The sequence below is a fragment of the Nocardia sp. Tas62D01 genome, assembly GCF_055232035.1.
Window position 1 is genome coordinate 5,281,347 of the sequence record NZ_JBUYUZ010000001.1, and the last position, 13,978, is coordinate 5,295,324.

Annotated in this window: 12 protein-coding genes; 5 read left to right on the forward strand and 7 right to left on the reverse strand. The window is 65.0% G+C overall.

The window, feature by feature from the left end:
- Positions 1–6: 6 nt before the first annotated feature.
- From ACV7NQ_RS24925 to ACV7NQ_RS24945, 5 genes are read right to left on the reverse strand one after another with little or no spacing between them, the layout of a single operon-like run.
- Positions 7–2,232, reverse strand: coding sequence for a 3'-5' exonuclease (locus ACV7NQ_RS24925; protein ID WP_463361850.1), 2,226 nt, complete (start codon positions 2,230–2,232; stop codon positions 7–9).
- The gene (locus ACV7NQ_RS24930) at positions 2,232–8,585 is read right to left on the reverse strand and encodes a DEAD/DEAH box helicase (RefSeq protein ID WP_463361851.1); all 6,354 of its coding nucleotides are present in this window, start codon (positions 8,583–8,585) and stop codon (positions 2,232–2,234) included. The genes ACV7NQ_RS24925 and ACV7NQ_RS24930 overlap by 1 nt, the downstream gene beginning before the upstream one ends.
- Before the next feature lie 27 nt (positions 8,586–8,612).
- Entirely contained in the window at positions 8,613–8,906 is a 294-nt protein-coding gene (locus tag ACV7NQ_RS24935) for a hypothetical protein (RefSeq protein WP_463361852.1), read from the reverse strand.
- A 20-nt stretch (positions 8,907–8,926) separates the two neighbouring features.
- Positions 8,927–9,175 (reverse strand): hypothetical protein, encoded by a 249-nt coding sequence (locus tag ACV7NQ_RS24940; RefSeq protein ID WP_463361853.1) that lies wholly within the window; start codon positions 9,173–9,175, stop codon positions 8,927–8,929.
- Positions 9,172–9,420, reverse strand: a complete 249-nt coding sequence (locus tag ACV7NQ_RS24945) for a hypothetical protein (protein WP_463361854.1) — start codon at positions 9,418–9,420, stop codon at positions 9,172–9,174. The genes ACV7NQ_RS24940 and ACV7NQ_RS24945 overlap by 4 nt, the downstream gene beginning before the upstream one ends.
- Between ACV7NQ_RS24945 and ACV7NQ_RS24950 the strand changes: the two genes are divergently transcribed.
- Both ACV7NQ_RS24950 and ACV7NQ_RS24955 read left to right on the forward strand, forming a co-directional pair.
- Positions 9,419–9,583, forward strand: coding sequence for a DUF397 domain-containing protein (locus ACV7NQ_RS24950; protein ID WP_463361855.1), 165 nt, complete (start codon positions 9,419–9,421; stop codon positions 9,581–9,583). The two genes, ACV7NQ_RS24945 and ACV7NQ_RS24950, sit on opposite strands and share 2 nt — an antisense overlap.
- Before the next feature lie 237 nt (positions 9,584–9,820).
- Positions 9,821–11,290, forward strand: coding sequence for an HNH endonuclease signature motif containing protein (locus tag ACV7NQ_RS24955; RefSeq protein ID WP_463361856.1), 1,470 nt, complete (start codon positions 9,821–9,823; stop codon positions 11,288–11,290).
- A gap of 107 nt (positions 11,291–11,397) precedes the next feature.
- Here the strand turns inward: ACV7NQ_RS24955 and ACV7NQ_RS24960 are convergent, their stop codons facing one another.
- Complete coding sequence (locus tag ACV7NQ_RS24960) at positions 11,398–11,565, reverse strand: hypothetical protein (protein ID WP_463361857.1); 168 nt, start codon at positions 11,563–11,565, stop codon at positions 11,398–11,400.
- 147 nt (positions 11,566–11,712) lie between these two features.
- On the opposite strand from ACV7NQ_RS24960, the gene ACV7NQ_RS24965 reads away from it, so the two are divergent.
- The 3 genes from ACV7NQ_RS24965 to ACV7NQ_RS24975 are packed head-to-tail and all read left to right on the forward strand — an operon-like array spanning position 11,713 to position 13,538.
- On the forward strand, positions 11,713–12,411 hold the full coding sequence (locus ACV7NQ_RS24965; RefSeq protein ID WP_463361858.1) for a hypothetical protein: 699 nt from the start codon (positions 11,713–11,715) through the stop codon (positions 12,409–12,411).
- 18 nt (positions 12,412–12,429) lie between these two features.
- On the forward strand, positions 12,430–13,329 hold the full coding sequence (locus tag ACV7NQ_RS24970; protein WP_463361859.1) for a hypothetical protein: 900 nt from the start codon (positions 12,430–12,432) through the stop codon (positions 13,327–13,329).
- 26 nt (positions 13,330–13,355) lie between these two features.
- The gene (locus tag ACV7NQ_RS24975; RefSeq protein ID WP_463361860.1) at positions 13,356–13,538 is read left to right on the forward strand and encodes a hypothetical protein; all 183 of its coding nucleotides are present in this window, start codon (positions 13,356–13,358) and stop codon (positions 13,536–13,538) included.
- A gap of 94 nt (positions 13,539–13,632) precedes the next feature.
- On the opposite strand, the gene ACV7NQ_RS24980 is transcribed toward ACV7NQ_RS24975, so the two are convergent.
- Positions 13,633–13,806, reverse strand: a complete 174-nt coding sequence (locus ACV7NQ_RS24980) for a hypothetical protein (protein WP_463361861.1) — start codon at positions 13,804–13,806, stop codon at positions 13,633–13,635.
- Between the last annotated feature and the right edge of the window lie 172 nt (positions 13,807–13,978).

Sequence of the window (13,978 nt, forward strand, 5' to 3'; positions counted from 1 at the left end):
CCGTGATCAGCTCCCGCCGAGCAGTTCGGATCGCCGGCCACTCCAGGTCACCATGAGCTGGTCGCGTGCGCGGCTCGCCGCGACGTAGAGCAGCGACCTTTCGCGCAGCCTCGCCTCGCCTTGTTCCTCTTCGGGCACGCCGTAGAGGCTCGCCTTCGAGGGAACGTGGGCCTCGTCGATGCCCGCGAGGATCACGCGGGAGAATTCCATCCCCTTCGAGCGGTGCATTGTCAGCACTTGAACATGCCCGGGGACGGCCGGACTGTCCTCGAGCGCGCGGGCGCTGACACCGCGTTCGGCGAGCGCTCGTACCAGCTGCCCCCGGTCATTGACACTGCGAGTCAGCACGGCAATGGTCGACGGTTCGACGTCGGGATCGGTCAGCCATTCGTTGATCTGGTTCGCCACGACCTCGAGTTCGTCCGCGGTGGAATCACACTGCCGCAGAATCGGCTTGGGGCCGGTCCGCGCGGATCGGTAGTCGAGGGCGAACTCGCGGCCTTCTTCCAGATCGTGGTAGTCGGCGCCGCTCAGCACGCCGACGGCGAACTCGAGGTTCTGGGCGGTGGTGCGGTAGTTGAGCGTTAATCGGCGGGAGCGGCCGACGATCTTGATGCCGAGGCGGCCGAGCACGACCGGTTGGCCATAGATCCGCTGGTGTGAGTCCTCGGCGATGAACAAGTCGTTGGGGCCCTCGGCGACCAGCGCCCGCAGCATCGTCCAGTGAGTGGCATGCAGATCTTGTGCCTCGTCGACGATGACGTGATCGACCAGATGCCGCTGGCCGGAATCGGCACGCTCGCGCAAGTATTCGGCCGCGATGGCCAGAACCTCAGGGAAGCTGAGTGTTTCGTCCATCCGGCCGCGCCGCCGGAATGCCTCCATCAGCTTCCACACGGCGATCCGCTGCGGCCTGGACAGCCGGACGCCACGGCCGGGGCGGGCCACCCTCGCGTACTGCTCCAGCGTGGTGACCTGGTTCGCGAGAACGACCGCGGTGTACTCGTTGTCGAGGAACCATGCGGTGGCCAGCCGCCGATCGAGACCGCTGTCGATGGTTTCCGCGACTTCGCGCCACACCTTGTCCTTGTTGGTGCGTGCGGTCGGTACTTCCGTGCGGGTTCCCAGCACCGCTTCGGTCGCCGCGCCGAGATCGCCCGCCTGGCGCACGATGTCGTTGGCGAGTTTGTCGATGCCCTCGACGTAGATGCCAGGGTCACCGAGTTTCTCGGCGAGCTGGATCCGCGGGTCGAGCGACACGAGATCGGCTTCGAGGTTCTTGGCGAGGGTTCTGTTGAACGTCGTCAGGACGATGCGAGCGTGTGGGTTGCGCGCGAGCAGTTTTCGGGCACGGTGGATGGCCACCACGGTCTTGCCGGTGCCCGCGCCGCCGGAGAGGCGGAACGGCCCGTTGTAGTCCTTTTCGACGTAGGTGCGCTGCTCGGGATGGAGGAAGACGCGCCACGCGGCGAAGTCGCCGCCTTCGATGACCCGGCGCAGTTCCTCGCTGCCGTCGACGTAGGTGAACTGCATTTTCGAGGCGGGGCGGTCGAGCGCTTCGATGATGCGGTCGTCTTCGTCGACAGTGGTATCGATCGGTGATTCGGTGAACCGGTACTTGTCCCGGATCAAAGCGACGACCTCATCGATTCCGGTGCCGCACGCCAGATCGAGCAGCGCGTCGGCTTGCCAGCCGTCGATGGTCGCGGCGACGTCGTTGAGCGCGTAGTCGTCGGCGGCGGCCAGGGCGCGTTCGGCGATCGCGGCGTCGATGCCGAGTCGTTCGGTGAGATCGGCGAGCGTGAATCCCGCGTGTGCGAGGAACCCGATGGGCGTCTCGGTCGCGTTCTCGACCGGTTGGGGCGCGGTTGCCGGAGTGGGCTCCGCGACGGTCTCGGTGATGACGCCTTCGAGGATGCCGTTGATCGGGTTGACGCGCAGGGTGGCACGCTCGGCGAGGGAATTCGCGACGTCGTGCTTCCACGTCCCCATATAGACGTAGGTGGTGGCGCCGTCCTTCGGGTCGACACGGAAGAGCACCGCGCGGTGGTTGAGGTCGACGCGCCCCGTCCGGACCCGGGGGTCCACGGCGACTTTGAGGGGCTCGATGTGCAGACCTGGTGCGGTGTCGTCGGTTTGAAGTTTGTCGAGGAAGCTGACCACGCGCTGCATGATCGACCCGTCCAGGCCGCGAAGCGACTTGCTCTTGTGCGCCATGACGACGTTCGCCATCACATCACCCCGTTCGCTGTCAGAGCCGCGACGATCGGCGCGAGCTCGGGCGGGCAGATCGTCCACCCCTGGTCGATTATGGCTTCGGCGGCTTCCACGCCGCCGTCGAACAGCACACCGACGTGGGCGCCGGGCCACGCGATGTCGATGACGTGGCCCTCGTCGGTCTCCAGCCCCTGCTGCGGAAGCGGTGTGCCCGCCGACGCCAGCTCGAGAATGAGTGTCCGCTCGGAGTCGGAGACTGTATCCGCATATACGGCTTGCCATTCCGGCGAGAGGCCGTCAGGGGAGTCGTCGGCAACCAATTCCGGTGTCGGGCTGTCGGCGCCCAGCAGGCTTCTGGTCGTGACGAGATGAGCGTCGTGAAGTCCGAACCAGTTCGACAGCCGCAGCCACTCCCGCCAAGAGGCGCCGTCGTCGATCCCGATTTTGTCGTCGCGATCGTCCATAGCAAGGACCGCGGTGCCGGCACCGGTATCCGGACGCAGGGCTGCCGTGACGGTCAGTGGGCCGTCGGTGTAGGACCAGCAGGCGTATTCGCCCACGGGAATCGGGGTGTCCTTGCCGTCGAGGAGGTCGAGGGCCCAGGTCGCGATGGCGGAACTGTCGCCCTTTGTGCGCGTGTCACGCATGAACATCATCGGCAGCCATCGGCCGATGGCCGACCAGGCTTCCCGGTCGGGATCGTCGACGAATTCGAGCAGCTGCGTGATCGGGTCCGCGGTGAGCAGCTTGAACAACGCTGGCCGCAGGTTGCCCCGTTGCATGGTGAGTTTGGCCATGCCGTCGGTATGCCAGGTCGGTGTGCGCGTCTCGTTCCCTTTGAACCGCTGCAGGTCTTCGTGACTGAACGACCAGACGAGCACGCCACCGGATCGGAGGATGCCGCGCTTGCGCGCGTCGTCGGCGACCCGATTGTTCGGCCCGGGCACGGCGTGGAACTTCCAACCGTCGGCGAACAGGGCGATCACCGGCACATCGGGATCGGTGGTACTCAGCTCGAAGTCCGGCATGCTGTTGCCCATCTGCGCCTGGGGAAGCAGCGTCCATCTGCGAATCTTCTTGCCGGGCATGGTGATCGTCGCCGAATTGGCGTAGGTGCCTGGCTTCTCCTGGATGGTGGCGCCCCTGGTGCGTAGCCGATTCAGGAATTCGACATAGAACTCCCGCTCGAGCGGCGATTCGCGGCTGACGATCGGTTTTGCCGGAGTCTCTTCGGTGATCGAGGCAGACCAGTTCTGCCATGACGCCTGGGCGCCGGGCTTCGCGTCGAGAATCGAGTCGAGCAGTTTCACCGCGACCTTGCGGGACACCTTGTCGACCTCGTAGGGAGGAGCGAACGGCAGCAGGCAGTTGTGGCAGGCGAGTCGTGATTCGCTTGCGCACGTGCAGTTCTCGGCGACGTCGCGGGCGGCGACCAAGACCGACCAGACCTTGGCCGGGTCGGCGAACTCGGCGAGATAGCCGGTCCCGCCGGGCACCGTGTCGTGGATGAGCAGTGCCCGCTGGTTCGGCGCGTGCAGCGCGTCGGTGATGGTGGCGACATCCAGATGCTCGGGCGAACCGCCGATGACCTGGCGCAAGCCGAGCAGGATCGCCGCGCTCAGGCTGGGGTAGGCGAACGTGTCGTACTCCATGACATGCGGAACGTGCAGCAACACGGCCTGCGTGCTCAGCGTCCGGGCCAGCGCGATCTCCCGCACGTGTTTCTCGTCGGCGGCCTTGCGGTATTTGCACCAGCTGCGGTGTTCGTGTGGCTGGTTCTGGCCCGCGATGCGGTCGAGTTGCCCGCAGCCGGAGCAGACCCGGAACAGCCCGCTGGTGGTCTCGTTGCCCGCGATAATTCGCTTGCCGCCCTGCGAGGTTCGCTTGCCCATATTGAGCCAGCGGATGTCGATGCGGCGCAGATACTCCGCGCCGAAATCGTGGTCGGTGGCGAACCAGCGCCGCGCGATGTTGTCCGGGTTGATGTCGGCGGCGGTGACGACGGTGAAGGTCTCCCGTTTGCGTTCGTCGCGGGCATCGGTGATCGATGCCTCGTCGCGGCGGACCTCGGCGGACACCTTCGACATCTCGACCACCTGCAATTGCTGGCTCACGTCGGCGATGGCGCCGGTGTGGCAACGCGGGCACTGTGTGGGCGGCGGCGTGGTCTCGCCGGCCGCGCTGATGCCTGCCCATCCGCATTGCGGGCACAGCCGCCAGGTGTGGATATTCGCTTCTCCCGCGCCGAGATCGATGGCGTCGATCTGCACGGCCAAGCCCTGGGCATAGAAGGTGGAGCCCGGTGCGAGTTCGGTGAGCGCGACCCGGGCTCCGCGTCGGTAGCTCTCGGTGTCGCCGGTGTATTCGTTGGTGTCCGGATCGATCCAGGTGATGCCGACGTCCAGTGTCACCGAGTCGTCGAGCAGCGTGTAGTTGGGCAGCACGCCGTAGCGTTCGAGCACACCCACCCAGTGCTCGTCGGTGAGGTCGCTGATGTGTTTGCCGAGCAGGCGCAGTGTGCCGCGCGCGGTGCGCAGGTCGCGGCGGTCGTCGTCGGTGGCGGCGGGGGAGTTGGCGCGCTGCTCGAATTCCGGCATGGCGGCGTCGACGGCCGTGCGCCGGTTGGTCAGTTCGGCGACGTCCCGGTTCCAGCGATGCACCGCTTCCCGCAGCTGGATGACCATCCCGCTGGGTTCGCCGAGTTCGGTCGGTGTGGCCCAGGCCCGCAGGTTTGCTTGAGTGTCGGCGTCGAGCAGGTCGCCGAACTGGGCGAGGAAGCCGTCGAGGAGTTCATCGGCTTTCAGGTCGGCGGTGTCGATCAGCGCCGCCATCCAGGTGTCGTCGTCGAAACTGCCGAGCACAGCTCGCGCGGCGATCGGATCTTGCGCGCCGGGCTGTCGCGCGAGCAGATCCACGACGTGCGCCACGTACTGACGTTGCAGGATCTCCTCGGCGGTGAGGAAGGTGGCGGGTGGCCGCACTTCGCCCGAGATGACCGAGGTCGGATCGTAAAGCTTGGGCAGGTGTTCGCCGCGCCCGCGGACGAAGGCGAGGACGAGTGAGTTGCCGGTGAGACGACCGGCGCGGCCGACGCGCTGCAGATAGGACGACACGGTGCGCGGCATCGACCCGAGCATCACCGTCGACAGATCGCCGATGTCGATACCCATTTCGAGGGTCGGCGTGGCGACGAGGACGTTGGGAGCGGTCGGGTCTGCGCTGCTCTGCTTGAACTTGGTCTCGTATTCCAGTCGGGTCTTGGTCGGCAGCAGCGAGGTGTGCTCGCGGGCGACCACGCGTTTCATCTCCGAACGGTCGTAGAGCCTGCGGTAGAAGTTGTCCCGTTTCAGGGCGCGGTGCAACGTGCCCGGGCACCGGGTGAGCAGGCAAGGCGCGCCGTCGAGTTGGTCGACGACGGTAGTGCTGCCCGGATTGTTCGTCTGGCAGACATCGCAGACCAAAAGGTGTCGGCCCGCGACGAGGTCGTCGTCGGAGGGTGCGCCGACGAGGATGCCGTCTTCGCTCAATTCATAAGCGGTGAGGGACTTCTCGGTGCTGACCGTGGTCAGAATGCGTTCCTCGGCGAGCATCGTGAACAGCGAGCGTGCAAGGAAGCCGCCCTCGAACGGTGAGACCTTCATGCACCGAGCCGCCCATCGGGCATACCAGGAGGCCGGCGCGGTGATCGGGTCCAAGCCTTCCGGGATGGTGCGTGCGCCCAGGGCCGGGAATGCCGGAGCCGGACGGCCTTTCGGGAAAGCGGGCATGCCCTCGCTCTTCGCCCGGCCGCCCCACACCCACCGGCGGTTGGCGTCACGTTCGACGAACTTGCGCAACCAGGGGTGCCGGATGGCGCCTTGGGTTCGCATCCGCTCGACGGTGCCGCGCACCCAGTGGGTGACCGCCGCGGCATCCGGATCGGAGAACGCCAGTTGGTGTTCGGAACGTTTCAATGCCTCGGCGCCCAGTTGGGCGACGCGTTCGGGCGAACCGAGATCGACTTCGGCGACCACGCTGCCGGTGAGTTCGAGGGTACGACCTAGACGGGACTGCAAACCGAATTCCAAGTCGATGTCGAATTGCACCCGCCGCCGCACTTTGCGCAGCGCGTCGCGCCGTTGCCCGGGAGGCTTATCGCTCTGCCAGTAGGGGGTGAACTCGTCGCGTTCGACGATGTCGGGGGCGAGCAGATGGTAGCGGCGGCTGGGGTCGTCGCCTGCTCGGTCGAGCACCGCGTCACACAGTTCGGTGAGCGTCAACATCTCGATGCCAGAAGCCTTCGATCCCAACGCATTTCGCAATGTCGAACGCAAGCTGAGCGTGTGGGAGCGCGCCTGGACGAAACCGGCCCGGTGGGCGGCGTCCTGCACGCTGTCGGTGAACATGAGCGCCTTCTTCTCGTCGGCGTCGAGGTCGGCGTCGCCGAACATGCTCGACAGCGCCACCGAGAGTTGGGTGGCGATCGCGCTACCGAGGAATCGGATGCCGTCGGCCGAGTTGCACGCCGGGCACACGTCCTTCTGCGAATCCTCATCGGCCGACGGACCGTGCAGGACGAGGACGGGCAGGACTCGCCCATCCAGCACCTCGGCACTGTCCACATCCGGTGTCTGGTCGGTGATCTCGCGTTCGTCGACGTGCAGCCAGCGCAATCCCTCTACGGGGGCTTCGAATTGGGCTTCGACCGGAGCCGAGATCAACGCACGAAACCTGGGTCCACCCGTGGCGTGATAGCCGCGCACGGCTTTCTGGTCGGGATCGAGGGTGTTCCCGGTCGGAGCAAGGCGCAGACCCCATCCCGAGCGACCGCAGTGCCTGCAGAACAGCGCGGTCATGTAGTCGACACCGTCCGGGTCTTCGGCGGTGCCGTCATCACCCCACTTGAACAGCGCTGTGGCGGACACTGCGCGGTCTATGCGTGAGAGCTCCCGAACCCACAGGTGCACATCCACATTGAGCGCGGAGCGTCCCACCTCGGCACGCAGATACGACAGCGCGGCGAATAGGTAGTCGAGGTAGCGTTGCTGAGCGGCTCGCGCACGGAGGTTGTCCCCTTTGCCGGACGGCGCGGGCAGGATCGCCCCCGCGAGCTCGGCGAGCGACACCGCTTCCGTCGACCTCTTCAACAGCCGAGCGAACAACGTGTGCTGTTTGAGCAGGTGAAGTTGTTCGACCGCATCGAGTCTGCGCAGGGCGGCCGTCATGCGGTCAGGGGGTTCGTGGACGTCGCCAGTGCGCTCGAACAGGCTCGCCAGCACGGCCGCGGCCAGCTGGGCGTTGCTGGATGAGGTAGTGGCCAGCGCGTCGAGACGGGCAACGGCGTCGTCAACTGCCGGTGCGACCGGCACATACAACCGATCCAGTGCGGCATCGCGGTCCGCCAACCACTCTTGCTCGCTGAGCCGCGTTTCGCCGATAAGCGTTTCCTCGGTGAAGATCTCACCGAACACCGTGTGCGCGAAGTCGAGCATCGCCGCCGGCTTCCCCTTGGAACCGAGCGTTGCCGAGGTGGCGACCGGCGTGATGCGCCCGAGCGGTCGCACCCGATCTTCGTCGGTAACCGGCGACGACTCGGTCCAATACGACTTCACCGCGAGCCCGAGCCGTCGCAACAGCATCGCCACATCGGTGCCCTGCGCACCGTCGTAGCTGTGGAACTCGTCGAGCACCACGTACTGCAGCGACTCCGCCGACTGCCGCCACATCGCCGCCCGATCCGGCCGCAGCAGCAGGTGATCCAACATCTTGTAGTTGGTGAGCAGGATGTCCGGCGGCGAATCGTGCATGAGCCGCCGATCGGTGATCAGCCCGTCCGCCGACACCAGCGTGCGCCCACCCGAGGACTGCTCACCGGTGTAGAGGCCCGCCGTCACACCCGCCAGCTCGGAATGCGTGGTGATGAGTTTGGCGAGGCGCTGCTCCTGGTCATTGGCCAAGGCGTTCATCGGGTAGATGATCAGCGCCTTCATTCCCGCCACGCCGTGCTTCTTGGCGCGCACCACATGATCGAGGATCGGGATAAGGAACGACTCGGTCTTACCCGAACCGGTGCCGGTGGTGACCAGCGTCGGCTGCGGACGCTGCTGGAACTTGGTCGAGAGCCGTTCGAATGCCTTCGCCTGGTGGCCGTAGGGGACGAAATCCGTTGGCCACCAATCCAGGTGCATGGCCCAGTTGCCGCGAGCCGGCGCGAACGGCAGGCGCAGGCGGACGTACGGCCCCTTGAACATGCCGTCCCTCGGGTGGCCGATGAAATCGGACAGCGCGCCTTGGGCGTCGGGGTCGGTCAGGGCGAATGTGGTGGCCAGGTAGTCGGTCAATCCCTCCCGCAGGCGGCTGGCCTGCAGGGTCGGCAGTAGGGCCCCCACGGATTCGTGCTCCTTTTGATTATGTTGTTACGCAGCTGGTTCGGAAAGCCAATCGTGCGTGCGTAGCTGGGTCAAGGCTTCGGTGATGTGGTCCTCGGTGAACAGCGAACTTTCGCTGGTCCAGCCACGGACTATCCGAACCACCTGCACATCGTCCTGTGCCTGCTCCTGTGTTACCGCCCAATGAACACTGGCCAGCAGTTCCAGCCCGTACATGCTGGTGAACCCGTCGGTGAGCACGATGACGCGTTCAACTCGGGCGGCGGTCTTCTGATCGGCGGCGAGCACGACGTCTGCTTGCTGCGCGGCCGACTCGACCACCTGAAGAGGCTCGGCGCTCGTTACCCGCGCGCTGCCGTCGGAACGAACAATCGTTGCCCCATCAGCGCCCAGTCCACGAAGCTGGCGCAATCCTGTTGTGTCACCGGGATTACGTTCACGGCGTCGGCGTGGTGACGTGCCTGGTGGTCTTGGATGAACAAGAGGGCAGCCGTCAGGCAGGCGGCGAAATCGAATCCCGCACCGTGCAGGAAGACGCTGAGATGCACGTCCGGTTCTTCTGGGCGCGGGGAAGCGTCGACGCCCGTCATTGCTCGCGACTCCATCGTGCCGCTTCGGTGTCGACGATCCTGTCCGGCATGCCGAGCAGGTCAGCGCGGTCGTCGACCACGCGAACACCGATCCACGGGCAGCGCCCACCGTCGGTCCGCTCGTGTTCGGTGAGCTTGCTGTCGACCAGCGCAACCCACGTCGCGCAATGCCGTGACGGGCACGCGACTTCGATCAGTGCGTTGGTGCGTGGATCGAACTTCCCGAATCCGCAGTGCGACCACATGATCCACGGTCCGCGCGACTGCGTGGAGGTCGCTCACGTGGATGGGGGACTGGTCGGCGTGGGTGACTCCAAGAACCCGACCGGCTCGGCTCTGGTCTTCACCCCGGGTGAGTGGGATGCCTTCACCGCAGGCGTCATCGACGGCGAGTTCAGCCGTAGGTAGCAGAAAGACCGTAAGGCCCTGCCCTCGTTGTGATTTCGAGGTACAGGGCCTTGTGTGTCAGCGGGTTGGCTGGTAGTCCTGTTTATCCACAGGCTGGTTTGAATATCCACAGGCTGGTTTGAACGCTGCACGACAGCGTGATTCAGTCACTCAAAAGGCGTCTTCGCAGCTTGTTTTCACAAACGATGGAATGTGAAAAGGGATGACCGACAATGGGATTCGGCGTAGAATTCGAACATGATTTCGAACTCCGCCTCGATTGCCGATCCGTCGGTGGAGGCGGCGTTATGCGCACTCGAAGCCGGGCTGGCCCAGATTATGAAGGTGCGCACCGACAATCTGTCCAACCCCGATCGGTTGATCATGTTGCAGCGGGTCGAAACCGTAGTACGGGCGTTGCCGGGGTTGGGGTTGGAGTTGGTGGCGCAGATCGATCAGCAGTGGAGCAACACCGATTTCGCAACGGCGAATGTGACCGATACCCTCGCCGACGGGTTACGCATCAGCCCAGGTGAAGCACGAGCCCGCTGTCGCGCGGCCCGGGAGTTGGCGCACCGCATCAACTTCGACGGCGAAGTCCTCGAACCCGAACTCCCCGCAACCGCGGTTGCCCAGCGCGACGGGGTGATCGGGGCCGCGCATGTGAAAGTGTTGCGGGACTTCTTCCACCACCTGCCTTCCTGTGTCGATGTGGTGACCCGGACCCAAGCCGAAACCGAACTCGCCGCCCACGCACGAGTCTTGCGACCCGACCAACTCCACAAGCTCGCCCAACGCGTCGAAGCGATTATCAACCCCGACGGTGTCTACAACGAGGTCGACCGGGCGCGGCGACGCAGCTTCACCATGGGACGCCAAGGCCCGGACCTGATGAGTAAATGCACATTGATCGCCGATCCCGAACTGCGCGCGTACCTCGAGGCGAGCTTCGCCAAGCTCGCCAAACCCGGCATGTGCAATCCCGACGGCGCCATTCTGCAGGTCGATGGAGAGCCGGATCCCGAAGCCGCGCAATGTGATACCCGCAGCGCGGGGCAACGCCAGCACGACGCGTTGAAAACCGTCGCTCGCGCCATGCTCGCCTCCGGGGATCTGGGCCAGCATCGCGGACTACCGGTGTCGGTGGTGGCTACCACGTCCCTGCAGGATCTCGAAGATGCTGTCGGACAGGCTGATCCGACCAGTGGTTGCGACCGGTTGTTGGTTTCCGGACCACCGGTGCTCACCGGTGGTGGGAGTCTGTTGCCGATGCACGACCTGATCCGGATGGCCGCCCACGCCTACCACTACCTCGCGATCTTCGACGACACCGACGGGCGGCCCCTGTATTTGGGGCGCACCAAACGCATCGCCACCGCCGATCAGCGAATCATCCTGCACGCCCGCGATATCGGTTGCACGCATCCAGGCTGCAGCAAACCCGGATACCTGTGTGAGGCACACCATCGCGATGAATGGGCCGACGGCGGCAACACCGATGCCGACCAACTGACCTTCGCGTGTGGACCGCATCACCGGCTCATCGGCAACGGCGACCTGCAATGGGGCACCGTCCCCGCACCCGCTGGCCACCCCACACCCGGCCGCACCCAATGGATTCCACCCAAAACCGTCGACCCGACACAATCACGTCGGATCAACCACTTCCACCATCCGAGTGAATACCTCGCGCCCCAACACCGCCCACCCCGCGACGAACCCCGGTGACACCTACTGCCGGGGCGAGTCGGTGAACACGGCATGGACCGGTAGGTGGCGAACAGCTCGCCCTGGCCTTGGGTGACACCATGCCAGGAACTGCTAAATACGGATGCCTAGCAGACCGCCCTTCGGGTCAGCGTCAGCATGATCGAGTCCTCTACATCGACGTCCTTGGAGAGCCCGCCAGGCTCTCCCACACCGGCCAGTAACCGTGTGGCGTGCTGACAGGCCCGGCCCAGAAGCACCCGGGCCTGCCGATCCGACCAGTCCACCTCGCTCACGTCTGCCAGGCCAAGCTCGACCAACGCCGTGATAAACACGTGCAGGGCATCGCGACAGTCACTTCGATGTATACCCGCCAACTCCCGCAATGCCGGCGAATCGACACCGCGAGTCCATGCCTAGGAGTGTCACTGCAGCGGCAAGTCTTGGCACATCCGACCACTGATGTCTCGGATCTGAAGGGACGCTTGCCCTTCCGTGAACTCATCGGCGACCCGTTCGATCCGAAGCGTCGCGCGATCATTCCGGCTGTTACCACGTTGACGATCCGGCTGCGCAGATTTCCGGCACCTCCGTCGTTCCTGCTGCACTGGCGCGATCCTTCTCGCGTTGCGACTGCAGCCGGTGTCTACGATGTGATTCCGGCTGGCGAGTTCCAGCCTTCCAGTATGGGGTTGTGGGATCGCCGCAACGATTTCTCCCTGTGGCGCAACATGGTTCGGGAGTACTCCGAAGAGCTGCTCGGCTGTCCAGAGCATGACGGGACACGAAGTGCTCCGATCGACTACGAGAGTTGGCCGTTCTATCAGCGGCTCAGCTCGGCTCGTGCCGAGGGGAAGGTGACCGCGCATCTACTCGGATTCGGGCTCGACGCGCTGACGTTGGCGGCCACGTTACTGACCGTGGTGATCATCGACGATGACATATTCGACGAGATCTTCGGCGCCGTGGTGCAGTTCAACGAAGAAGGCGAGGTCGTCGGCATCGGTGATGGCCGAGCCGCGGATGGAGTGCCGTTCACCCAAGAATCAGTTGCGCGAATGCTGGAAGCTGAACCAATGGCCGCACCGGGAGCAGCATGCCTGGCGTTGGCATCGCAGCATCGACACAGCTTGATCAGCTAAGACGAACCCGGAGACCACATGTCCACGCAATCGCGCACCTTGACCGACAGTGAGCAGGCGTGGGCCCGAACGCGCTCCTATCTGCGTGAACACCGGCCCGAACTGGACCTCGCCGCTGCGGCCGGCTACCCCGACGCGTACCGAGTGGCTGAATCCGCTCTACTCGCACGACGTGAGTGGCTGCCGATCGCCCCTATCCCGTTGGACCACATCTCGCTGGAATGGTCCCGAGCGGAGGAATCGCCATCCACGGCCCGGCTACCTCATAGTCCCATCCTGCCGACCCGCGCCTGCGGTAGACCATATGAGACATATTCCGCGGCAGTCGGTGAGATCGCGGCGCCGGCGGTATTCGAGAATCGGCCGACATACCGGTTGCTTCACGCCGAGTTGGCTGGTCAGTCACCGACGCTGCGGTTCGGGCTCGGGCACTATTTCGACAATGTCGACGTGGGTGAAGCGGCCGCACATGAGTTCGCGGTGGCCTACCGCGACGGAGCGGTCGAACCCGGGGTGCGTGTGGCGATCACCGACCCCTGCGACCCCGGGCAGCGGCGTGTGAATCTCGCCATCAGCACACTGACGATCCGACGTGACGGCGATACCGGCGAGCGGTCATTTCTGCTGCATTGGCGCGACCCGCGCAAGGTCGGGCATGCCGGCGGGATGTATCAGGTGGTTCCGGTTGGCATTTTTCAGCCCTCCGGCTACGCCGATTGGAACATCGAGAACGATTTCTCATTGTGGTACAACATGATTCGAGAATTCTCCGAAGAACTGTGTGGGACCGATGAAGATCACGGCAGCGAGGAGGCCCCGATCAGCTACGGGGCATGGGATTTCGCGTCGCGGCTCACGCAGGGAATCGGTGAGGGATCTGTCGAGGCTTACTGTCTGGGCTTGGTGTCGATCCGCTGAGCTTCGCCACGGATCTGTTGACCGCTGTGATCATCGACGGACCGGTCTTCGATGACCTGTTCGAGGGGATCGTGGCCGACAACGACGAAGGGCGCGTACTAGAGTTGCAGCCCTTCACTGTAGAGCGCATTCAGCGGATCATCGCCGAACATCCGATCCAGGCTGCTGGCGCCGCTGCACTCCAGCTGGCCATCGCCAACCTGCGCTGAGCGAGCTCGAACCACGAGCAATCCCACAGGTCCACGACGCCCGGACCGGGGAGGACACGCCGTGCATCCCCTGTCCGGGCCGATCACGGCACTCCTACGACGGGCCACGGCCCGCGCCCAACCGCGGGCCACGCCCGAAAACCACCGTCGAGCAACAGTTCTGCGCCCTCGGGCCGGACGCGGAACGAGCCTCAATGGGCTTGCCTCCGATGAGCTGTTCGCGATCCCAGCGCACCCGCACGGCGTACGCCGCCAGTCTGAAACTCATCCCATGACCTCTACCGGACCCTGTCCCGATCTCGTCCGCCTGAGGTGTGGCTGTCCACCGAGCGCATCTGTGTGCAAGCCCCCATCTACGACGAATTCGTCCGACCGGGTCGTATCGAATGTCCGGGCGCTGCGGCTGAGCGTCGACGGCCCGGACAATTGGTGCCGAACTC

Bases quoted from the DNA above. Each gene is read 5' to 3' on its own strand.
- ACV7NQ_RS24925 (WP_463361850.1), bottom strand. From the start codon at position 2,232: ATGGCGAACGTCGTCATGGCGCACAAGAGCAAGTCGCTTCGCGGCCTG.
- ACV7NQ_RS24940 (WP_463361853.1), bottom strand. From the start codon at position 9,175: ATGACGGGCGTCGACGCTTCCCCGCGCCCAGAAGAACCGGACGTGCAT.
- ACV7NQ_RS24950 (WP_463361855.1), top strand. From the start codon at position 9,419: ATGATCCACGGTCCGCGCGACTGCGTGGAGGTCGCTCACGTGGATGGG.
- ACV7NQ_RS24945 (WP_463361854.1), bottom strand. From the start codon at position 9,420: ATGTGGTCGCACTGCGGATTCGGGAAGTTCGATCCACGCACCAACGCA.
- ACV7NQ_RS24955 (WP_463361856.1), top strand. From the start codon at position 9,821: ATGATTTCGAACTCCGCCTCGATTGCCGATCCGTCGGTGGAGGCGGCG.
- ACV7NQ_RS24970 (WP_463361859.1), top strand. From the start codon at position 12,430: ATGTCCACGCAATCGCGCACCTTGACCGACAGTGAGCAGGCGTGGGCC.
- ACV7NQ_RS24980 (WP_463361861.1), bottom strand. From the start codon at position 13,806: ATGAGTTTCAGACTGGCGGCGTACGCCGTGCGGGTGCGCTGGGATCGC.